This is a genomic window from Candidatus Nitrosotenuis chungbukensis (genome assembly GCF_000685395.1).
GTDB lineage: Archaea > Thermoproteota > Nitrososphaeria > Nitrososphaerales > Nitrosopumilaceae > Nitrosotenuis > Nitrosotenuis chungbukensis.
Genome location: NZ_AVSQ01000021.1, coordinates 1 through 22,804, shown reverse-complemented (window position 1 = coordinate 22,804; position 22,804 = coordinate 1). Strand labels below are relative to the sequence as shown.

Sequence of the window (22,804 nt, the reverse complement as noted above, 5' to 3'; positions counted from 1 at the left end):
TACTTGCTTAATGTGTATGGACATAACGTGGCAGTACTTTCCCAAATCGGCGGCCATGCCAAAGCATCTTCAAGGCGTGATAGACGTTTTTGTAAAAAATGAGCAGCACGTAGGTTCTCAAACAATGACACTCGTCAGTAACAAAGTACTTTCGTTTCTCAGAGAAGGCCTTACCGAACTCGGGTACGAAGTTGAAGCTTCTGCGAAAAGGGAAAACATTGTCAGGATACCGGTGTTGTTTGGCAAGAACGGAAAAATGGACAAGTCTTTTAACGCCGATGCGTACAACGGGGAAACGAAAACCGTTATTGAGGTAGAGGCAGGCAGGGCCGTTGCCAATAATCAATTCCTCAAAGATCTCTTTGAAGCGTGCATGATGAACGCAACGGATTATCTAGTCATTGCTGTCAGAAAAGTTTACAGGGGCAAAAAGGATTTCGAGGCAGTTAATCTGTTTTTTGATGTTTTGTATGCCAGCAGAAAGCTTGAGTTGCCACTGAAAGGGATTCTGATCATAGGTTATTGATGATCATTTCTAATCATTGAAATACATTTTAGAAAAAAATTCGACTCATCTTAATGTGCTCAAGATTTCAAGAATTTTTTGGAAGTCGCTCGTATGTATGTTTAAGAAGATGATTTATCACTAGAACCGTTTTCTTTAATATCTCTAATGCCTTGTCTCTGGTAAACCAAGACTCTTTCTCAACAAGATGGTTAAAATCTCTTTTATCCATCTTCTGCGCGTAATGCGCTACAAAATTTCCCGCCTCCCTGATTTCGTTTATGACCAGCTCAAGATTTTCGTTAATATCACATTTAGTTTTTGCGACTTGAAAAATTGTTCTCCACTGATCTCCAATCTCAAGCAATTTTTTTATTTCCAATACTGTTTTGTCTTCCGGAGAATACTTGTTAACATATCTTGAAACCAGATAGTAGATTCCAATCTCTGTCGTAGCTCTGCACATTAATGCTGTAGCCATGTATGCGCTGTTTTGATAACATGACTGTGCTTCCCTAAAAAAATCAATTGTAGGACCAAATAGGGCGTACGTTTCAACAAAACCCTTATTATTTGTCAAATCCTTCCAGACGTTTTCAATATCCATCTCCCTAGACATTCTTGCTTCATCGCATTTGCTCGGGCCTATGAAATCCATAACGATTAAACATTTAGTTACCGATTCCTAAATTAAATTTACACCGGCTTCCGCTCATAGTTCACTGCGATCTCAATTCATCTTACAAAAGTTAAATTCTTAAAAAAGAATCAACTTGTCCATGACGTGGAAAATCCAAAGCCAAAAGTAGAAAAGGCTATCATTAATGGAAAATCAGATGTTTCAGAGAAGGTAGAGTGGTATCTAAATGAAGTAAGCAAATCGCTTGATTCTGACATGTGGATATGGGTCAAGGAACGGATTGAGAAGAATATGCATGTCTGGCTTGGGGAAAAGCTGGGCCAACTCAAAGTTAGTATTGTGATGGACACTAACATTGTGAACTCGACCCTCAAACGTTATGCCAAAGGCGAACCATCAATCATTTTCAAACTGGCGGAAAATCCTCTCTTTACGTTCTACTCTCCAAGAGAAATAGAATCAGAGGTGCAAAAGTTCATTGGAGGAAAGAAGGCAAAAGGATTGGACAGGGAAAAACTTAGGGAAGGATGGGAAAAAATAAGGCAGATCATAATTATCAAGGACGTAGAGAATGACGCTGCAAGAAATGCAGCCATGAAGATTATAGGGGATAGGGATCCGTCAGATGTTCCGTTTGTCAGCCTTTACATAGAGATGGGCGCTCATGCAGTTCTCACATACGATAATGACTATGAGATACCTTCTGTTCGTACGTTTAGCATGAAAGGTTTGAATGACACTGTCGGAGTGTTTCACCGCGGCATGTTCTCGTTTTTCATCATGAATGATGTCTTGCCGTTTGTATTAGAAATCCTAGGTAAGGTGATAATTGCAATAGTTAAAGGCATATTCGAAATACTCCAACTTATGTGGGATTTGCTCAAAGGGATGACATCTGGCGCTGTTGACAAAGTCAGCGACTTGATCTCAAGAATCCCACCAAACGCTAAGAAGATTCTAGGCATTATCTTGGGCATTGGCTTGGTTATTCTAACAGTAATCCTAATCTCTCGCAAAGAAACTCGTAGCAAGTTTTCAGAGGCAATAAAATCAGTTCTGAATTTGATAGGCGATAACGCTGAAAAGATGATCAACTGGATCATTGACGTAGTATCTATGCTGATTGATCTTGCGAAAAAAGCTGGACCATATGCAGGGATGTCATTGACAGTACTCACAGAAATTCACAGTCATTTGACTACGCTCTCGGAAGAAATCAAGAAGATGGATTTAGCAAACGCGGCGCATTATTCCTAGAATTTAGTACACTTTTGTTTCTCAAGATTACAATTCTTAGACTATTCATGATCTGATTTCTTTATTATTTTCTCATTTGCAAATATCTTTATTTTTTTGTCTTTCAAGGAGATGCCGAAGATGGCAATAGGTTCTTTGAAGTTTATTTCTACATCCTCGAATACATCTTCGTCTTTTCTTTTAGATATGTCCAACCTTATACCATAGAGACATTGAAGTACTTTCGATGCAAAACTGCCCCAACCATCACAGTATCTTAACATTTGCGGTCTCAGAATTCTCACAAAGGGAAAAGAAGCACGTTTGAATAGACACCTGTGGATCATAACCTCCATCTCCTCTCTCTGATTACTCTTTGGAAGGCAGTAGAAAATATACGGCTTGTCTGCAATATTGTCATGCTGAACTTGGTCTAATTCCCAAGATATGTTGGTGTCTCGCGGATTTGGTCTCTTGAACTGTAACATAAACACCTTATTCAAGCCTTTTATCTCGTATCTCCAGTCATAGCCTTCCCGTCTCTCCACATTCCTAGAAATTGGAATTGACGTTACATCAAATCCACGTTTTCTAAAATAATCGACAATTTGATTAGTTATGTGGTGAGCATATTCGTCTTCTATCGGGTAATTACTCATTGCATATAGTTTGAATGCCCATACAAAAATCTTTTAGGTAATTCTACTGTTTAATGTGTGTGATTTACTAATCTAGTGTAGGCCAAGACTTCAATTTTCGATAATATTCCTTTGACAAGATATCATCAGCTTCCAAATAGTAACTGAGATATTTTTTGGTAGGCTTTAGTCCGTTCTTTACTTTGTCATGATGCGCAATATAGGCGAATGCTTCAACAACGGATTCGTTGTCTAATTGAACCATGACTGTAATTCTTTCGTAATGGAAAGGATATCCTTCGACGCAATCAAGTTTGTTTCGATCTATAGGTTTAATATCATACAATGCGCCCTCAACTACTCCCCCCGCACTACATACGATGTTTCCCTTTCCTTCTCCAGATTTGGCAAGTTTACCGGTAGCTATTTTGTTGAACTGAAAAGAATAGTTGTTCAGCACCGCATGGCGCCTATTGAGAAAATTTATTTTTCTCTCTTCTTTCATCCGAACCTGACTCATGTTAGAACCATATGCAAAATATTTCATTATTTCATTATCACTTTAAACTATTTATTCAACTTCGCTCATGATCTCTAACATTCGATTAACTTTAGTTCAACTCCGAATATAGGCAAGCCCCCTGATTCTTTGTTAAATTGTTCGAGCATTCCCTTATCGGTAAGAATCATCAATTTTTTGGGTGATTTAGATGCCATCAGAATTAGACAATCTATACAGATTTCGGCAAATCTGTAGGGGCTAATTCGTCCAGAAGATGAAAAATCTTTGCCGCTTTTGACCTGAACCGCGATCTCTCCATCGTCTGAGAGTAAGTCGATTTCCCGGTCATAGTTTCCAATAGTGATTTTTCTCTTTGAAAATTTTTTACCGTGTTCTTTCTCAAGTTTTTCTTTTACTACTTCTTCGATTTGAAACCCCGTGAGTTCATCCATTGTTCAACAATGATTCTAGTTTAATGGTATTCAAGATTTCCGCCTGTGCCTCACTCATTCTCCGTTTCAGTCCGCATTCGCTGACCCGTTCCTGAGGTATCTGGACTAACGTCGCTGAAACGGAGATGACTCCCTGCCGTTGATTTGTGAAAAAGGTGCCCGATACCACATTGAAAACGAGTCCGAAGGGATGTTGTGTTTTCTCTTATCTACATATTCGTTAATTTGCTGCAATCATTTCTTTCTCGGACTTCTATATATCAGAAAACATATTGAACTTAATTCAATCCTGGGCTATTTTGTAGTGTAATAACGAATCTTACATCGATAGCAATGTGAAGAAACTTTAAAAAATTGAAATGTCTTCTATTTTTGTGGTTTGGTTTCAATACAAAAATAAAACTATCGGATTAATTCGTCGAAAAACAATTCCTAAATTCCTCAAAAAATTTCAAAAAGATGGAATGCCCGATCCAGATTATTTTGGTGCTGGTATGTATGCAAATTATGTATCTGAACCACCAGACCTAGAAATCATAGCATATGAAATATTTCCTACATTAAAAGAGAATAACATTCCTCTTTCTCATATTGTAACTGAGGCGATAAGGTCGTTTGAATTGTACAAACATGATGACTCCGATACGATTCGATTAGTGATAAGATCTACCTTGCAGGACATTCAAGGTTATGCCAAATCATTAGGACTTGAATACCGGGACACTGGATTAAAGATGCTGCCAATTCTGAGTGAATCTTCATCTTCTAATCACCATGCCTATTTTTTTGATTTTGAGCTCGCAAATCAATTCAATTTTACCTCACTTGAACCCCTACAAGAACCAATAATCAATAAATTAATTCGTGCAATGAACACTAGTAAAAATTGTGGAATTGTTGTTCAGTTTGTTTTCACTAGATCTGTAAAATGGAATCAAATTGCAAAACTCACATCTTCAAAATTAAGTCGATATCTAAAATCTATGGAAGAAGGGATAACAAAATATGTTTTCACTGGAATCGGGTATAATTTTATTCCTACTGTGGCCACTAAAACATTTCCAAGAACAAAACAACTCTCTTCATCTATATATCAAACAGGAAAAAAGCTGGAAGAAATTTATCATCAAAAAGCTCAATCTGTACCAATAACTCTTTCTATTCGAGGAATAATTGTGGGGAATCAAAATGATTTCAAAGCGGCAGCACAAAACTTGGATGCTGTTTTTTCAAGTATTAGGATCATCGGAGACTCATTGGAGTATTTTGATTATCCTGATCTTGATGTTGCATACAAATGGCTTGAAAACAATACCATTACTAGTAAATACGCCGTTGAAATATTGGAAGAAAACGCAAACATGTGGAACAACATGAATTGGGGCATTGGTCGTGATTTTGTGCAATTTTTATGTCTCGCGCCAGACGAATTTCCTATTTTTGTTTCATTGCCAACTGACCCAACCTTGCCTATCTCATATAGGCGACAGAAGCTAAAGGGACTGAATTATGACAAGATGGTGTTTTCTTTGGGATCTGTACTTTGATGAACTGATAATCTGGATATACACAAAAAAATCGTGTAATTTAGTATGATGTTAATAAAGTACTAAAAGCGGATCTTTAAGAACAATAAATACTATATCAAAATCAGTCGAAATGGAGTTTGGCAGCCTATCCAATTCGTTGAAGGAAAACATAGTGGGAATCGCACCCGAAGACCTATCACGACATTTGTATCTTCTTGGAGGTTCCGGTAGTGGCAAATCCACTTTGATCCGAAATTTGTACAAACATCTGGAATGCGCAAATTACACTGACACTCTGCATAGTTCCGCTATCTATATTGACATTAAAGATGAAGACGCAATGCTATTTTTGCGTCAATGCGATAAAATCTCATTTGATAACAACAATGTAACCTATTTGGATATCAATCATATTGATTTCGCTGTAAACCTACTTGAACTTCCAAAGTACCATGAATCACAACGTAATAATGTCGTGAGCCGAATGGTTGGACATCTAATAGAGATGTTTCGAGACCTGTATTCACAACATCAAACATATGTCCAAATGGAACGAATTTTGCGTTTGTTATTGCATTATCTGTACTCAAATACTGATTCTCCGATGATCATAGATCTATATTATATGATTATAAAATTGCAAAAATATGGGCCTGCGGAGCTTGGACAAATTAGACAAATTTTCAAAAATGTCACTGGGCCTGAAATGGAAGTTGCGTTGGACTCTATCTCATCACTTCCAAAAGATGCATGGATTCCACTTCTGAATAGGCTTGAGGTGTTTGTTACCGAACAGTATTTGAGAAAGAAATTTGGGGTCAAGAAAACAACTGTTGATTTTGAAAAAATATTACAGCCTGGAAATATTACAATTTTTAGAATATCTGACACTGAGACACCAAAACATGTACGTGGTTTGGCAATAATGACAATCGTGATAAAAATTTGGTTTATGATTCAAGAACGAGCTAGTAAAATTGAATCTGACAAACGAAGTCTCGTTATTTTAACGCTGGATGAATTTCAAAAAATATCTGATATGTCAATTTTATTGACGATTCTTTCTCAATCTCGTTCATATAATCTAGGTTTGATTTTATCTCATCAGAATATAGCGCAGATAAGCCCAGAAATTCTTGAAACAGTAGTGGGTAACACGTCTACGCAGATTTATGGAAGAATGTCTGGATCTGATGCTGGAAACATATCTAGAATAATTGATCCTCGTTTTTCACAAGAAATTACTGATCAAATAACAACACAACCTGATTTCATCTTTACTGCAAAAATCCGACCTCCTCTTGGATGTCAACAAAATATGCCAATTCAATTCCATGCACTCCCTCCCCCACCACTAGTTTTGTCTGAATTTGAAACAAATCAATTTATTCAAAAAATGAAAGATCAATATGGCTCAAAAGAGATTATTGAATCTACGTTTGATTCAAAAACGAGCAAGAAAATCGCATGGCTGAGTCAACTCGATGCAGAATTTAGAACTAAAGATGAATGGGATGTTATTTTATTTTTGCGTAATAGAAATGGAAATCTAGCACAAATAGTAGAAGGTGTGAAAAGTATTCACAGGGATAAAACAAGTGAAGTTATTCGAGCACTCAGTAATGACAATGTAATTGTAATCTCCAAGTCAAAAAAATTTGGTCCTATATTCATGCATGAGTATGCTCTTTCTGAAAATGCCCGAAAATGTTATTTTCCAGAAACATTCGAATCCATTGGAACTGCAGAAGACATAAACGAAATAACACATAAAGTGTATGATTATTATCTTGAAAAGAAATTCTTTATCTCTTTAGCTAATCAATATATCAAAGAACATGAAATGCGACCTGATCTCATAGTTCACGATTATGAAAACGATATTACAATCTCAGTTGAAATTGAATCAAAATCGCATGCTAAGGCTCATCCTGAGCAAGTTAGATTAAACATGACAAAATGGAAAGATTTGGGATTTGATGAATGTCATGTGTGGTCAAAAAGTAAAAGTATTCAGAAGATAAAAGACAAACTTGGCAGTGAAGCTGAAAATGTTACAGTGTTCGTCATCCCCCATCACAACACAAAATATTCTGCATCTGGATGATGCACCACGATGGCCGCAGTGGACTGCTCCGGGATGATTTGCCCTGCCTCGGTAAGTGTCATGCCTGATTCTTCAGGCTGTAATATCTTCCACACCAAATGGTGCTGGGACACATCTGGGCAGCTGGGATATCCCCACGAGTACCGCAGGCCCCTTTTTCCTATCCCCAACTCGTCCTGGATTCTCTTTTGTGTCATTTCTGCCAGGGCTTCTGCTGTCTCCACTGCCAGTCCGTGCAGGTAATACGCATCGGTGTAATGGTCGTCCTTGTTCCATTTGTCGATTATGTCCTGGGTTCTCTGCCCTACCGTCACTGCCTGAAATGCCACGACGTCATTTTCCCCAAAGTAGTCGCTAAGACACAAATGCTTGCTCTGCGCAGACCGCGGAAAGTCAAACTCTACGCAGCCTCCTGGATAGTCTACTGCCAGCCTCCCGTCTTTGTTGTGGCATGCAAAATACCCGTACACTATTTTTGGCTCGAACAGTTTTTCTGCAACCACCTTTTTCTTCCATTCCCCTAGGATTTTCTCGCCTTCTGCATCTGCGTCCTTCATGCTGTTTCCACGAAGGCCCCACGACAGCGAAAACAGGGATTTCTTGGAAAGGTATGACCACACCTGCTCCAAATCAATGTCGCCCGGCCCTAGCCGGATCGGCCTTCCCAATATGGGTGCGACAGGAGGGGTGACTGGCCTTATTCCGCTGTGGGGAAGATCCGAGTGATCTGCCTTTTCCACCTTGGTCTCCTTCCACTTTTCCACTTTTTCCTTCCATTCTTTTATCAAAACGTCTTTTTCTGAAATAATCCTGTCCATTGTCTTTAGCCCGTCAAACATTGTCCTGCAGAAAAACACGCCGGACTGGTAAATGCCGCCCTCCTTTGCTATTCTGTTGATGTAGTTGCTATTGATGGCGGCGCCCCCGCACAAGACGGGAATTTTCATTTCGTTCTGCCTTGCATATTCCACAAAATACTGCATCTGCTTTGACGTTGAGACCAGCAATGCTGACAGCCCTATGGCGTCTGGCTTTACCTCGTTTATCTTTTCTACAAATTTCTGGAGCGGCACCTGCTTTCCCATGTCGTATACCGTATAGCCGTTGTTCTCAAAGATGGTCTTGACCAGGTTTTTTCCAATGTCGTGCACGTCCCCGTATACCGTTCCTAGGACCAGTTTTCCCTTGCTTGTTCCCTCTTCTTTTAGGAGGTATTTTTCAAGTTCCACAACTGATGCCTTCATGCACTCTGCTGACTTGAGGACAAATGGCAGGATAAGCTCGCCTGCGCCGAACTTGTCGCCTACCTCCTTCATCGCAGGTAATAGATCGTCATTTAGGGTCTGTATCGCGGCAGCATGCGTTGTCTCTTTTTTTGCCCTGAGGACAGGTATTCCGTTTACCTCCTCAACTGGTATGTCCTGCGGGATCTTTTCCTTTATGGCCAAGACCACGTCTCGCTCTATTCCGTCCTTTAGCCTGTTTACTATTCTAAAGTTGGCGCGTCTTGCCGCACTCCACGTGGGGTCGACCTCGACTTTTTTTGATAGGCTAGATACCTTGCCCGAGTTTTCAAAGTGCGATATCACGTCTGCAAGGGCGTTCTGCGTCTTGTTAAATATGAGATTCTCGACTAGCGTTTTCTCCTTTTCTGAAATTTCAGGATACGGGATGATTTCCTTTGCGTTGACTATTGCCGCATCAAGGCCTGACTTTACCGCGTGATACAGAAATATTGAATTGAGAATCTTTCTAGCTGCAGGTGATAGCCCAAAGCTGATGTTGCTTAATCCTAAAACTGTGAACGCGTTTGGGAACCTCTGCTTTACCAGCCTGATTCCGTCTAGCGTGTTTTTTCCAGCGTCCAAAAATTCCGCCTCGCCTGTTGCAAGCGTAAATGTCAGAACGTCAAATACGAACTGGTCCTCTCTTAATCCGTATTTTTTCCCAGTCTGGTATAGCAGTTCTGCAGTTTCCACTTTTTCCTGCGGGGTCTTTGCCATTCCCTTGGGTCCGATGCACAGTGCGACTGCAGGCAGCCCGTACTTTGCCATTAGTGGCGCAAGCCTGTGGAACCTGCTGCCGTCGCCTTCCAGGTTGATAGAATTGATCATCGGCCTGCCAGGTATCTGCTGTATGGCTGACTCTATCACGCTTGGGTCAGTAGAGTCAATGACTAGCGGCGCGTCAATCTCAAGTGACAGCCGTTTTACCAGTTTTTTCATAAATTCCAGCTCGTCTGCCCTCTCTGTCGTGGCAACGCACACGTCAAGGCAGTGCGCCCCGTCTTCGACCTGCTCTCTTGCCAAGTCGATTAGCCCGTCAAAATCGTCTGATAAGACTAGCTGCTTTGCCCTCTTTGAGCCCTGGGTGTTTAGCCTCTCGCCTATTATCAGGGGCGCGGGTGTCTGCTTTAGCTCGACTGCCTTTAATGCTGAACTAATCCTTGGGATCTTCAATTGTATCTACTGGAATGGGGTTTTTCTAAATATATACTGGTTTTGTCACGTTCTGTTGCCGTGATGATTGTGGAATAATCCATAATCTGTCTTCTGGCTCATGCTGCGCCTAAAGAGTTAATGTGCCAAGTTTTATGTCTTAAATATATTACATATGTCTTAAATATAGGACAAACATACTATGAGACCAATGCTGCTACACGTATATCTGGAACACGTGCTTGGAAACAAGGTAGCCATTGCCTTGCTTAGAACGATGATACGCTATAGGGGCAAGGTCTTCACTGTCCGGGGGCTCGCTAATACGGCACACGTTTCTATCAATGAGACTGCCCTGACGGTTCATGATCTTGAAAAACTTGGCATCATAAACATTCAGCCAATAGGAAGAGCATACCATTTGGAGCTAAATGAGAAAAGCTACATTTTCAACAAAATAATAGAGCCAATAGTAAATGCAGAGAAAAACACCATCAGTGAATTGATCCAGACTTTAAGAAAACACCTTGACACAAAAAAAATCATAACTGCTGCAATTTTTGGAAGCGTGGCAAGCGCTGAAGAAAAAATAGATAGCGATATTGATCTACTCATAATATCAAATGATCATGATCATGCCATTGCACTGGTAGCTGAGGCGGGAATGCCAATATCTACCAGATTTAATGGAAACCTGTCCCCAATAATATTCACGGAAAAAGAGTTCAAGGCTAAGCAAAAGGGATCTCTTGTGCAGTCAATCATCGGCAATCATATCATGATATCTGGCAAGAGGATCGTTCCTGGCAAATGACAAGAGATCTTGACAAGGGAAAATATGCCGGATACCTTGCCAAGGCAGAGAAATCACTTAAAGTTTCAAAAATCGCACTAAGAGAAGGAGCGTACGATGCTGCAGTCATGAATGCGGTTCATAGTGCCATTAATGCACTGGATGCCCTCACTACATACTTTCTGGGAAAACGTTCCTCCGGACAACATGCAAATCCGCCATCGCTTACCAAATCCATACTTACGCCACAGGAGCAAGATGACATTGAAAAGCAATACAAGTCACTAATTCGCCTCAAAAATGCCTCCGAATACCAACCCGACATGATGAAGCCAAAGGAGGCGGAAAACTCGATAAAAGTGGCAGAACGAATACTTGACAAAGTCAGGATAAAACTGCCGGGATAGGCCTGATAATCTTTTAAAACGCTCTTCTTTGCATTGACTTTGGACGCAGTAATCTAGTGCTTTCATTAATGTTGTGCCAATGAATGACGCCATAAAAATAAAGAAAAATGACAATGATTTTCTTTATGTGCGAAACTTGCCGTGATTTTCAATAATTGTGGATTAATGCAGGATCCAAGTCCCAAAACTGTATCTTGGTCCATTAGACCCATTCCAGTGAGTGCGGGTTTAGTGTGACGGGCCTTTAGAATCAAAAAAGTATGGATTCAAACTCTCGGGTTCTTTTGGTTTGAAAAAATACTTTCATGCGTACCTTTTAAATTCGAGTTTTACTATTGACAAGAGTGAGAACGGCACTTATCTTGTCTACAATGCTTTTGGCAGGCGTGTTTTCACCACTAACTTTCAATTCAGATTTTCACTTAGTCGATACCGTATACGCACAGTCTGATACGGCAAAACAGGCCCAAGAAAAGGCAAAAGAAGCCTCACAAAAATCAGAAACCAAAGACGCCGAATCAAAGCCCTCTCAAGCGCAATCAGAAAAGCCCCAGACGCAATCAGAAAAGCCCCAGACGCAATCAGAAAAGCCCCAGATGCAATCAGAAAAGCCCCAGACGCAATCAGAATCAAAGCCCCAAGCACAATCAGAATCAAAGCCCCAAGCACAATCAGAATCAAAGCCCCAAGCGCAATCAGAGGTAAAGCCCTCTCAAGCGCAATCACAATCTGGTGCACAAAGAGAACAAAAAACAGAAGGGCAAAACGCATCCCCGCAAAAACCAAAAACAGAACGGGTTCCAACCATAAAGGAACTGTTGCCAGTTGCAGCCGCAACAGAGGATAGATACATTGTTGTTCTACAAGACGGCGTATCGCCACAAGAGGTTGCAAGATCTCATGGTTTGATCCCAGCATCTGTTTACAGCAAGGCGCTCAACGGACTTGCAGGAAAGATTCCGTCTGACGTTATTGATAAGCTGAGTCGGGATCCCCGTGTAAAGTTTGTCGAAAAGGACCAAGTTTTATTTAAATTTGAACAAACATTGCCGACTGGCATAAATCGAATCGATGCAGAAAAATCCGTTGCAAAAATTGACGGTATGGACGAGCGCGTACCAGTCGATGTGGCAATTGTAGATTCCGGAGTAGATCTTGCTCATGCTGATCTTAATGTCAATGTTGCAAAAAGTGTGGACTGTACAAATGATGGCACGTTTGTGATGTGTGTCAAGGGTGGAAACGATAGTATGGGTCACGGAACACACGTTGCAGGAATTGCGGCAGCACTTGACAATGATTTGGGTATAGTTGGAACGGCCCCCGGCGCTACCATTTGGTCAGTAAAGGTTCTCGGCGACGATGGTGTTGGACGGATGTCTTGGCTTATCGCAGGAATAGATTATGTTACTGGAAATGCAGGTGAGATCGAAGTTGTGAATCTAAGTCTTGGCTGTGAGTGCAAAAGTGAAGCACTTGATGACGCAATATCGCGCTCAGTTAGCAAGGGTATAGTGTATGTTGCGGCAGCGGGAAATGAGGCAAAGGACGTGTCGACATTTAGTCCTGCAAATCATCCAGACGTTATTACTGTTTCTGCAATGGTTGATTTTGATGGCAAGCCAGGCTCACAAGCAGCAAGAGGCTGCCTCGACGATCAGGATGACACATTTGCATTCTTTTCAAATTATGGAAGAAAAATTGATCTTGCGGCTCCCGGCACCTGCATTCTTTCAACTTGGGCAAACGGGGGATACGGCGTGCAAAGTGGCACGAGCATGGCAGCCCCTCATGTTGCAGGCATTGCCGCACTGTATCTTTCAGAAAATCCAAAGCCACACAGTACCGACGAAGTAAGGATGGTAAAGCAGGCCGTAATCGACATGGGATTTCCTGCATCGGGAAGTGACGGATATTTCTCCGATGATCCCGACGGGATGGCAGAGCCGCTTGCCAATGCAGGCGCTATGCTTTTGCTGGAACAGCCAGCAGAGGAAACAGGGACGATTCCGGAGGAACCAGGCCAGGAGGAAGTAAGTGAAGAAAAACCAGTTGACGAGCCGGAAGAAGATTCCGATGTTGCCCAAAAATTCAAAGGGCGTGGGCTTGAGATTGCCGAGAAAATGCGCGAAAAAGGACTCGGTCCAAAAATGGCCGAGCGCGGACTTGTAATAGCTGAGATGATGTCAGGTCAAAATTTTACAGCGAAAATTGAAAAGCTTTCAGCACTAAAACTGTCCTCAAAAGTGGCAGGCCTTGGAGATAACGCGTTATTGGGAGTAAATATCAGCGAAAAGCCAAAAGAAAGAGAAGTCTTTGCAAAGGCAAAATCCGAAGTTATTATCAACGAGCTTAACGACAAAAAAGAAAATGTCGAACAAAGGGTGCAGGCTCTTCTCTCAAAGCTTGAAGCAGGCAAGTATTACGGTCAGACTTTGGAGAACCAAACACAGTCGTTTAATGTTATTCTTGACGGTACGGCAAAGGCTGTAAACAAGGCAGGATTGTCGTTTTCAGGAGAGATCTTTCTTGAATCCCTCACGCAGGGACCAATAGCAAAATTCAAGGTAACAGGTGGGGAGCTGATAATTGGCGATTCCGTGTTTGATGTAATATTTGGAAAAGGAAGGCTCATGTCATCTGGAAACGGGTCGTCGCTTCTTTTAATATCCCAAATCTCAGATCTCGAAGGAAATATCACGACTGCAAAAATCGTGCTTGAAATTGATCAATCATTATATGATGTAGACAAAGAGCCAGCTCAGATAACAATAAAGACCCCGCAAAGCAAAGTTTTAAGATCGTATTTTGTTGATGGCACAGGACAAATCTCAAAACTGTCCTGACTTGCAAATTAATTCTTGATATCTTTGTAGCATGAGGAGAACCATCGTTCACAAGCTTAAATAAGAAAAAAAAGAATTGTATGATATGGAGACTGTCCAAGTTTTCAATGTCAAGGTAATTAAAACACCGGAAGGTTTTACCGGAAAATGTCTTGAGCTTCCAGGGGCAATAAGTGAGGGAAATACCTTAGATGAATTGAAAACAAACATGAAAGAGGCAATTGATTTGATGCTGGAGGCAATACGAGAGTCTTCTAAAAACGACCAGAAAATTGTCATCGAGATAAAAATTGAGCCTCCGAAACAATGACTGGCGAAACGTAGTTAGAGTTCTTGGCAAATTTAATTTCCAAATAGTCCGACAGCGGGGAAGTCATCTCATTCTAAGCGATGGCGAAAAATTTATTTCAGTACCACGACATTCCCCAATCGCAATGGGAACATTGCGAGAAATTCTACTTGAAGCTAAAGTCTCAGAAGCAAACTTTGTAAAGAAACTGTGACTGTCACTGATGATTTTAGGATTTTTTCATCAATTACTTTTCTGTGCAACAACGTATCCTTATTGATCTATGGACAGATCTACCGCCTGATTTTTATCCCATTTGATAAAAATAAAACTCGTTGAAAACAAAGTCCCCAAATTTTAAAAAAGACGTGGCATATGCAAAGGACGAGTCTGCCTACAAAGCGGCCGACAAGAAAGAACTCGTCAAACTCCTAGTCTCAGGCTCGCGCTTTTATGACGATGGGAAATACCCAGAGGCAATCTCGGAATTTGACAAGGCGCTAGTCATATCGCCAAATGATCCTATAGCCCTTTCCAACAAGGCAGGCGCCCTCATTGATATGAACCAGTATGAAAAAGCCATCCCGTTATTGGAAAAAGCGCTATCTGTTGATCCGCTCATGGCTGGTGCATTATACAACAAAGCGGCATACCTGTCCATGATGGGAAACGTCGATGAGTCCCTGTCATACCTTGAGAGGGCAATCAAAATAAATCCAAACATGGCAAATCTTGCAAAAAATGACAAGGATTTTCTTTATGTGCGAAACTTGCCAGGATTCTCAATAATTGTGGATTGATGCAAGAATCAGATCCCAAAAGCCTCAATCCAGCAATTCCAACTCAAGACATGCCTGAATCAATAGATGTTATGATCATGTCTTACAAATTATTATATACTATGGTATACCATAGTTTACCAGTGAATACCACCATAAAAATAAAGGGCAAGACCCGAACAAAGCTCGAAAATCTCAAATTGCACACAAAGGAGACATACAATGATGTGATAGAGAGACTGATGAGAGCACAGGATGACGAAATAGACACTAAGACAATAAAAAACCTGAGAAAATCACTTGACGATATAGAAAAAGGCAGAACACATTCCCTCGAACAAGTAGAAAAAGAACTTGGCCTATAGCATCCGCATAACTGATACTGCGAAAAACCAGCTGGCAAAGCTTGACAGACCGACTGCCAAAAGAATAGATAAAAAACTACGTGAAGTGGCCCCTAACCCATTCCAATACGTGTCAAAGCTTGCAGGTCTTGAATTTTACAAACTGCGCGTTGGCGATTATCGAATTTTGATGAGCATTCAAAGAAATAATCTGATAATTCTTGTAGTTGAGATAAGCCATAGGCGTACAGATAATTCTAAAATCTAATGTCATGACTGCAGTTTTTCCGAAATACTGAAAACTTGGCTCCAAATATGCGTCTCATCGTACTATGATACTGACAGATTAGTCCATGAAACTAACACATTAGTCCATGAAACTAACACAAACGTCAGCGTAACCTATAGCCCGTTAGATGTTAGGAACTGTATTGGTTTTGATTAACAAAAAAATTATCATATTTTTTGCAATGGCTATAATGTTCTCCGTCATGCTGTTCTCAATCAGAACTGTTACTGCCGTGGACCCGTTGGACGTTACAGGGGTGGGCAACTTTGCCGTTCTTGCAAACACGTACACCAACTCGGGCGAAGGAACAATAATTGACGGGGACCTCGGGTATGCCGTGGCGCCTTCAAACCCTCCGACTGTCACTGGCAATACGTTTGCGTCCCCTGATCCTGCTTATCTTTCGGCGATGACAATTCAGGCCAATCTGCTTGCGTCTGCAAACGATCCCGCGCAGTCTGGAGATTGCACGACGAATCTTTCTGGCGCAACAGACCTGACTACCATGTTGCCGCTTGCGTCTGGTGTCTATTGCATTGACGGCGCTGTCTCAATAACAAACGGGGTCATTCTTGACGGCGATGGCATCTACCTCTTTAGAATAACTGGCGCACTAGATACTTCGGCAAGCTCAGCTGTTGCACTAAATGGAGGCGCACAAGCCAACAACATATTCTGGGTGCCTGCAGGAGGAACAACGCTTGGCGATGACAGTATTTTTGCAGGGAACATACTGAGTGATGCATCCATTACCTTGGGCAACACTGTGGTCATGAACGGAAGAATCCTGTCAAATGGGGCAGTTACCACGACAGGACCGTTTGATGTCATTATAGCTCCAATCACAGATCCAGTTGGCATATCGTCAATATTTCTTAGCAAGACTGCCAGTGCGATAATTGTCTTCATAGGACAATCAGTGACATTTACATACACTGAAACAAACGACGGTAACCGGCCGCTCACAAACGTCTCCGTCACAGACGACTCGTGTTCGCCTGTCACGGCAATTCTCTCAGGCGGATTCAACGCAGGAGATACTGATCAAGACAACGTACTTGATCCTGGAGATGCATGGAAGTTTGAGTGTACGCAGACATTCCCAACAGCTGGAACATTCACAAACGCGGCAATAGGCAGTGGAACTGACCCGCTTGGAAATGTCATAACATACCCATCTGACTTGCAAGCGCGCGCAGACGCAACAATAAACGTAGTCGCTCCGCTGTTCTGCGGATTGCCGCTGTCGTCATACGGAACTAACGTGTTCCTTGGGGGGCCATTCTCTGATGTGCTAATTGGCACTCCTGGGATGGATCTAATGCAGGGATTTGGCGGCAATGACAGCATACAAGGTAGGGGAGGCAATGACTGCATAATTGATGAAAGCGGTAATAACACCATAAACGGCGGAAACGGAAACGACACCATAAACGGCGGAAACGGAAACGACACCATATCTGGCGGAAACGGCAACGACATCATAAACGGCGGAAACGGCAACGACATCATAAACGGCAACGCCGGAGATGACGTGATTAACGGTGGATTGGACAATGACGTGATTAATGGAAACGCAGGCGCTGATACGCTCAACGGTGATCTTGGTGACGATGTGGTGGATGGCCAATCCGGCAATGACATCGTAAACGGCAACGACGGCAACGACACTGTGACTGGCGGTCTTGGGGCAGACACCATATCTGGTGGAAACGGCAACGACACCCTAATTGGAAATGCGAAAAACGATGTGATTTTTGGCGATGACGGTGATGATCAGCTGTTTGGTAATGCTGGCTCTGATGTCTTAAACGGCGGACTGGGAAATGACTCTTGTAACGGCGGGCAGGGAACTGACACTGGTCTGGCATGCGAATCTATCGTCATGATACCGTAATCAGAAATTCTATCGGACAAATCTTGTTTTACTGGAAAACTATGTCTTTTCAAAATACGTAATGTTGAGTCATTCTGATTTTATGTAAATCAGTACAAATTCAATCAGTACTGACAGATCGGTCCATGAAACTAACACAAACGTCAGCGCGGCTTATTAACACTGCCGACAAACTAACTGATGTCTATGAAAATAATTCAAATGTTTATGGTGACTCTTAATTGATCACCAAACTTCTAGCATCTCTCTTAATCGGTGTTTTATTGCTGGGAATAATTCCAATGTCCCTGCCAATTGTAACTGCAGCTGAGAAAGACGACAGTGATGACAGAAACGGCAACGATAGAAATGATGATGACAGAAACGGCAACGATAGAAATGATGATGACCGAAAGGGTAATGATAGAAATGATAGTACTAACAATGATAATACTGACTGCCAATTCACCACAAAGAAAACTGTAATGACACTGAATAATGACTGTATTACAGATAAAACCATACTGATTCCAAATGGATTTACGCTTGATGGAAAACGCCATACAATAACTGCAGTTGATCCACTGGGAGGACATTTTGTCGGCGCTGTGGTCAAAAACCAAGGCACAGTTGCACATGTGACTGGACTCAAAATCGCAACCAGTGGCCTGGCCAATGTCTGTGATGCCGGTAACGACAGACTGCGAGGTATCATGTTTGAGGGCGCATCTGGCTCTATAATGCACAATACAATACTCAGCCTAAATCAGGCTGCAAGCGGATGTCAGGAAGGAAACGCAATTGAGGTGCGCAACGCTCCATTTGATGGGACTCATCCTGGCACACTGTCTGTAGAAATTGGCCATAACAAAGTTTCCAATTATCAAAAGACCGGAATCCTCGCAAACGGGGATGTAAATGTGGATATACACCACAATGATGTCGGCTCCACCGCAACTCCTCAATTAGCTGCAAACTCGGTTCAAATCGGGTTTGGCGCAACTGGAATTATCCAGAACAACAAAATTGACGGAAATCAGTGGTGCGGCGCAAGTGATACAGTGGCAACAGCTGTGCTTATCTTTGATGCAGATAACTCTGTAATTCGCAAAAACCATATTGGTGGAAATTCTGACATTGGAATCTACGCGTATGCTGACAATTTGACAATAACCGGAAACAATGTTTTTGATAGCGCAACTATTGCCGACTGCAACCAGTTTGACTATGATATCGGAATTGGTAACTATGGGAATAATAACTCTATTACCAAGAACACGGTAAGTGGCTTTGACACTCCTTTTGATGGCGACGTAGGGGAAAAGAACAAGGTAAAGGAAGAGAAAGAAAAGACACAAAAGATAATGGACTAGTATCCGATAATCTCTAAAACTTAATTAGATTCCCAACAAAAATGTCTGGTGACTATGAAAAAATTATACTTTCTTGCAGCTGCCGCATTTTCTGTCATGCTTTTCTCAATCCAAACCACTACTGCTGCCGGCCCGTTGGACCTTACGGGCGTCGACAACTTTGTAATTCTTGCAAACACGTACACCAACTCCGGAACTGGAACCGTTCTTAATGGTGATCTTGGCTACACCGTAGCGCCTGCAAATCCTCCGACTGTCGCTGGTACCACATTTGCATCTCCAAATCCCGTCTATGTTTCGGCAATGACAAAGCAGGCCAGCCTGCTGGCATCTGCAAACAATCCTTCCCAGTCTGGAGCTTGTACGACAACGCTTGGCGTGGCAACCGTACTTGACACTCTCTCGCCGCTTGCACCTGGGGTCTATTGCATTACTGGCGCAGCTTCCATAAACAGTGGGATCGTTCTTGACGGCGATGGAACCTACATCTTTAGAATAAGCGGCACACTCGACGCACTGGACTTCTCACAGGTTTCACTGGCAGGAAATGCAAAGGCTGACAACGTGTTCTGGGTACCTGCAGGCGGAACGACCCTTGGCGATGACAGTATTTTTGCGGGGATTATACTGAGTAATGCAGCTATTACACTGGGAAGCACTGTCGTTATGGATGGAAGAATCCTGTCAAATGGCGCAGTCACCACAACTGGGTTTTTCGATACGATTACTGCCCCGTTAGTCACAATTGCACCTCCATTAGACATAGTAGACGTAACATCCCGCAGCGACTGTGATGACTGCATACCACCGACATTGGGGCTGGACAGCAACAACTTCCGCAGGGTGGATCTGGGATTTTCATATAACGGGCATTCATCAAACGTGGGGCCGTTCTTAACACCACTTACATTGAGAACAACCGAAGTCGGAGCTGTCAACAAGGCAGTTTTCAAAATATTTGAGGAAGACGCGCCAGACGAAGTGAGGCATTTTGATTTGATATTTGGTTTAGCTAAGGGACAAGTACTTGGCGATAGCAAGGTTATGATCGAGTTGTACAGATCATGGGATGAGATTAACACGGTAAACGTCATAGATCCGGAACATGCCTTGAAAGATGTTAGGGTAGAAACGTCAGAAGGACCGTGTAGAGCAGACGCCGTTTTCAAAAATGACTGCCTGATTGTAACTGTTTATCACACATTCAGAACGCCGCTTGAGTTCAACATTATGGCAACAAATGTTTGGGACGAGCATAGAAACGCAAGGCAAAACTACTTCACCCCGGGCGTCAAAGTCGTCGAATCAATCACTGAACCAGAACCAGAGCTCGAAATTCCAGGGCTGGCAGTAAATGTCACAAACGACGACGCGTACAAGGTGCTAATCTCTGACTTGAATGTCACGAAATCACAAGTGGTGGTAGGCGAAATAATACGACTATCCTTCAGAATAACAGACGGAATTGGAAACATCATTCCTTGGATTACTCCTGATGTCGGCATATGCAAAGAATCTGCCACCAAACCTCACTATCTTTTTGTCAAGCCAAAAAGTGTCCTGGCGCAAGACATTGACTGTCCTTTCTTCCACTCGGATTTTATTTCATCTTCTGATAGATTTAACATAAGCATGGTTATTCCGGAAGGCATTCCTGAAGGAAAATACAAGCTTGATGTGTGGGCAGATCCTGATTACATTAATGATGGCAGATTCGTAGGAGATCATCAGTCTATTGACATTACTGTGATATCTGCAGAGGCAGTTCCTGTTTCCACGGGTGATCTTATTGAATCCCCCCTAAAACAATTCAAGGCAGGAATCACTCTTGATAAAATACAGTGCAAAGAAAACCTTCATCTTGTAATCAAGACAAGCAATGAGAATCCTGTTTGCGTCAAACCTGAAACCAAAATAAAACTCATTGAGCGTGGATGGGCAAAACCACAAACCTAATCTTTTATGAACATGCGATCCAAGATGATCATATAATGCCATTTGGCAATCCAATCAATAAGACAACAAATATTGGCACATTTTGTATTCTAGTAGGAAGTTAGGAAAGTGATGGCGAAATTGGCTAAAACCATAATGGCAACCTGCTGTCCAAATTAAAATCGACTGTCTTCTATGGGAACACGAAGAATTCAAAAAAATAAAAGATGGTGACTTTTAAAGGTCAAAGCAGGTCGTTCTGACGTCAAATTCCCAAATGTTGTGACATCGATGCGAAAAATCAGTTAATACTATTGACAGATTCGTCAATGAAACTAACACAAACGTCAGCGCGGCTTAATAGAATTCGCAACAAAGTAGTAGATGTGAAAAAAACTTTCATGCTTTTTATAGCGGTAGCAGTATCTTTTACCCTGTTTTTCTCCATCCTAACTACTGGTCCATTGGATCTTACAGTCGACAACTTTGCACTTGCCAATTCACACGCCAACTCGGGCGAAGCAACCTTGCTCAAATTGAGTACAAATAGCGGTGGCCTTTAATTGGTCACTAAAGTTCTAGGACTCATTTTAATTGGTATTCTATTACTGGGAATAATCCCGACACCACTGCCAATCGTAGCAGCAGCCGAACAGGACGATGCGGCCAAAAAAATAGCAGACGATGCGGCCAAGAAGGCAGCAGAAATCCAAAAAGCGGCAGACGATGCAGCTCAGAAAATAGCAGATGATGCAGCCAAGAATGCAGCTGGTATCAAAAAGGCAGCAGAAGACGCAGCCAAGAAGGCAGCAGAAGACGCAGCCAAGAAGGCAGCTAGTATCAAAAAGGCAGCAGAGGACGCAGCTCAGAAAACAATAGATGATGCGGCCAGGAAAATAGTAAACGATGCGGCCAAGAAGGCAGCAAACGATACATCTGCTCAGAAAATAGCAGACGATGCGGCCAAGAAGGCAGCAGAAATCCAAAAAGCGGCAGACGATGCAGCTCAGAAAATAGCAGACGATGCGGCCAAGAAGGCAGCAGAAATCCAAAAAGCGGCAGACGATGCGGCTCAGAAAATAGCAGACGATGCGGCCAAGAATGCAGCTGATATCCAGAAGGAAGCAGACGATGCAGCTCAGAAAACAATATCTGATGCAGACAGGAAAATAGCAGACGATGCAGCCAAGAAAGCTGCCGGTGATGCAGCTCAGAAAGCAGCTGAAATCAAAAAGGCAGCAAACGATGCATCTCAGAAAATAGCAGACGAATTAGTCCAGAAAACAGAAGACGATAAAAACAAGCAAGAGCAAGACGATGGAAACGGGCAAGGCGATGACGATGGAAACGGGCAAGACCATGACGATGGAAACGGGCAAGACCATAACGATGGAAACGGGCAAGACCATAACGATGGAAACGGGCAAGATCGAGACGATAAAGATAAAGATAAAGAAAAAGTGTTTACTGGAATTGGGATTCCATCTCCAAAACTTGGCAAAAATGGTAATATCTATATCGATTCCTCAAATGGTGATGTTTATTTAAAAATTTTTGGAGTTTGGGTTCTAAAAGGTAATTTAACCGGATCTACAGGTCCTATTGGTCCGCAAGGTCTGACTGGTGCTACAGGTGCTACGGGAGCTACAGGAGCTACAGGTCCACCAGGTCCCCCAGGTCCACCAGGTCCGCAAGGCATCCAAGGTGAAACTGGCTTAACAGGAGCTACTGGTCCAACAGGAGCTACAGGTCCTCAAGGCATTCAAGGTGAAACTGGCTTAACAGGAGCTACTGGTCCAACAGGAGCTACAGGTCCGCAAGGCATT

At 42.2% G+C, this 22,804-nt stretch carries 21 protein-coding genes; 16 read left to right on the top strand and 5 right to left on the bottom strand.

Going from position 1 to position 22,804, the window contains the following annotated elements; translation table 11 throughout:
* Positions 1-16 precede the first annotated feature (16 nt).
* Positions 17-526, top strand: a complete 510-nt coding sequence (locus tag NKMY2_RS09155; protein ID WP_042687491.1) for a hypothetical protein — start codon at positions 17-19, stop codon at positions 524-526.
* Between the two features lie 67 nt (positions 527-593).
* On the opposite strand, the gene NKMY2_RS09150 is transcribed toward NKMY2_RS09155, so the two are convergent.
* On the bottom strand, positions 594-1,163 hold the full coding sequence (locus tag NKMY2_RS09150) for a DUF4145 domain-containing protein (protein WP_042687489.1): 570 nt from the start codon (positions 1,161-1,163) through the stop codon (positions 594-596).
* Between the two features lie 126 nt (positions 1,164-1,289).
* On the opposite strand from NKMY2_RS09150, the gene NKMY2_RS09145 reads away from it, so the two are divergent.
* Complete coding sequence (locus tag NKMY2_RS09145; RefSeq protein ID WP_042687487.1) at positions 1,290-2,402, top strand: PIN domain-containing protein; 1,113 nt, start codon at positions 1,290-1,292, stop codon at positions 2,400-2,402.
* A gap of 41 nt (positions 2,403-2,443) precedes the next feature.
* On the opposite strand, the gene NKMY2_RS09140 is transcribed toward NKMY2_RS09145, so the two are convergent.
* From NKMY2_RS09140 to NKMY2_RS09130, 3 genes are all read right to left on the bottom strand, one after another.
* Positions 2,444-3,040 carry a hypothetical protein gene (locus NKMY2_RS09140; protein ID WP_042687485.1) on the bottom strand — a complete coding sequence of 199 codons (597 nt, stop codon included), beginning with the start codon at positions 3,038-3,040 and terminating at the stop codon, positions 2,444-2,446.
* Between the two features lie 67 nt (positions 3,041-3,107).
* On the bottom strand, positions 3,108-3,566 hold the full coding sequence (locus NKMY2_RS09135; protein WP_052347738.1) for a gamma-glutamylcyclotransferase family protein: 459 nt from the start codon (positions 3,564-3,566) through the stop codon (positions 3,108-3,110).
* Between the two features lie 47 nt (positions 3,567-3,613).
* Positions 3,614-3,973, bottom strand: a complete 360-nt coding sequence (locus NKMY2_RS09130; RefSeq protein ID WP_042687483.1) for a hypothetical protein — start codon at positions 3,971-3,973, stop codon at positions 3,614-3,616.
* 374 nt (positions 3,974-4,347) lie between these two features.
* On the opposite strand from NKMY2_RS09130, the gene NKMY2_RS09125 reads away from it, so the two are divergent.
* Together NKMY2_RS09125 and NKMY2_RS09120 are read left to right on the top strand one after the other, a co-directional pair.
* A complete protein-coding gene (locus NKMY2_RS09125; RefSeq protein WP_157832521.1) occupies positions 4,348-5,520 on the top strand; it encodes a hypothetical protein in 1,173 nt (390 codons plus the stop codon).
* Positions 5,521-5,632: 112 nt separating this feature from the next.
* Complete coding sequence (locus NKMY2_RS09120; RefSeq protein WP_042687480.1) at positions 5,633-7,609, top strand: type IV secretory system conjugative DNA transfer family protein; 1,977 nt, start codon at positions 5,633-5,635, stop codon at positions 7,607-7,609.
* On the opposite strand, the gene NKMY2_RS09115 is transcribed toward NKMY2_RS09120, so the two are convergent.
* Complete coding sequence (locus NKMY2_RS09115; protein WP_042687476.1) at positions 7,579-10,068, bottom strand: methionine synthase; 2,490 nt, start codon at positions 10,066-10,068, stop codon at positions 7,579-7,581. The genes NKMY2_RS09120 and NKMY2_RS09115 overlap by 31 nt on opposite strands.
* Before the next feature lie 190 nt (positions 10,069-10,258).
* Here NKMY2_RS09115 and NKMY2_RS09110 point away from each other — a divergent pair, with 190 nt between their 5' ends.
* From NKMY2_RS09110 to NKMY2_RS11055, 12 genes are all read left to right on the top strand, one after another.
* Positions 10,259-10,861, top strand: coding sequence for a nucleotidyltransferase domain-containing protein (locus tag NKMY2_RS09110; RefSeq protein ID WP_157832520.1), 603 nt, complete (start codon positions 10,259-10,261; stop codon positions 10,859-10,861).
* A complete protein-coding gene (locus NKMY2_RS09105) occupies positions 10,858-11,247 on the top strand; it encodes a HEPN domain-containing protein (RefSeq protein WP_042687472.1) in 390 nt (129 codons plus the stop codon). The genes NKMY2_RS09110 and NKMY2_RS09105 overlap by 4 nt, the downstream gene beginning before the upstream one ends.
* Before the next feature lie 344 nt (positions 11,248-11,591).
* Entirely contained in the window at positions 11,592-14,093 is a 2,502-nt protein-coding gene (locus tag NKMY2_RS10380; protein WP_157832519.1) for a S8 family peptidase, read from the top strand.
* 85 nt (positions 14,094-14,178) lie between these two features.
* The gene (locus NKMY2_RS09095) at positions 14,179-14,403 is read left to right on the top strand and encodes a type II toxin-antitoxin system HicB family antitoxin (protein WP_052347734.1); all 225 of its coding nucleotides are present in this window, start codon (positions 14,179-14,181) and stop codon (positions 14,401-14,403) included.
* On the top strand, positions 14,384-14,596 hold the full coding sequence (locus NKMY2_RS10570) for a type II toxin-antitoxin system HicA family toxin (protein WP_076613424.1): 213 nt from the start codon (positions 14,384-14,386) through the stop codon (positions 14,594-14,596). The genes NKMY2_RS09095 and NKMY2_RS10570 overlap by 20 nt, the downstream gene beginning before the upstream one ends.
* 121 nt (positions 14,597-14,717) lie before the next feature.
* Positions 14,718-15,182 carry a tetratricopeptide repeat protein gene (locus NKMY2_RS09090; RefSeq protein ID WP_042687470.1) on the top strand — a complete coding sequence of 155 codons (465 nt, stop codon included), beginning with the start codon at positions 14,718-14,720 and terminating at the stop codon, positions 15,180-15,182.
* Positions 15,183-15,304: 122 nt separating this feature from the next.
* Positions 15,305-15,526, top strand: coding sequence for a DUF7557 family protein (locus NKMY2_RS09085; protein WP_238549822.1), 222 nt, complete (start codon positions 15,305-15,307; stop codon positions 15,524-15,526).
* Positions 15,516-15,773, top strand: a complete 258-nt coding sequence (locus NKMY2_RS09080) for a type II toxin-antitoxin system RelE family toxin (protein WP_042687468.1) — start codon at positions 15,516-15,518, stop codon at positions 15,771-15,773. The genes NKMY2_RS09085 and NKMY2_RS09080 overlap by 11 nt, the downstream gene beginning before the upstream one ends.
* A gap of 202 nt (positions 15,774-15,975) precedes the next feature.
* A complete protein-coding gene (locus NKMY2_RS10375; protein WP_177316546.1) occupies positions 15,976-17,691 on the top strand; it encodes an ice-binding family protein in 1,716 nt (571 codons plus the stop codon).
* Between the two features lie 221 nt (positions 17,692-17,912).
* Positions 17,913-19,043 (top strand): right-handed parallel beta-helix repeat-containing protein, encoded by a 1,131-nt coding sequence (locus tag NKMY2_RS09070; RefSeq protein ID WP_157832518.1) that lies wholly within the window; start codon positions 17,913-17,915, stop codon positions 19,041-19,043.
* Between the two features lie 54 nt (positions 19,044-19,097).
* On the top strand, positions 19,098-20,999 hold the full coding sequence (locus tag NKMY2_RS10370; RefSeq protein ID WP_052347728.1) for an ice-binding family protein: 1,902 nt from the start codon (positions 19,098-19,100) through the stop codon (positions 20,997-20,999).
* Positions 21,000-21,541: 542 nt separating this feature from the next.
* A partial coding sequence (locus NKMY2_RS11055; protein WP_052347726.1) for a collagen-like protein occupies positions 21,542-22,804 on the top strand: 1,263 nt, incomplete at its 3' end.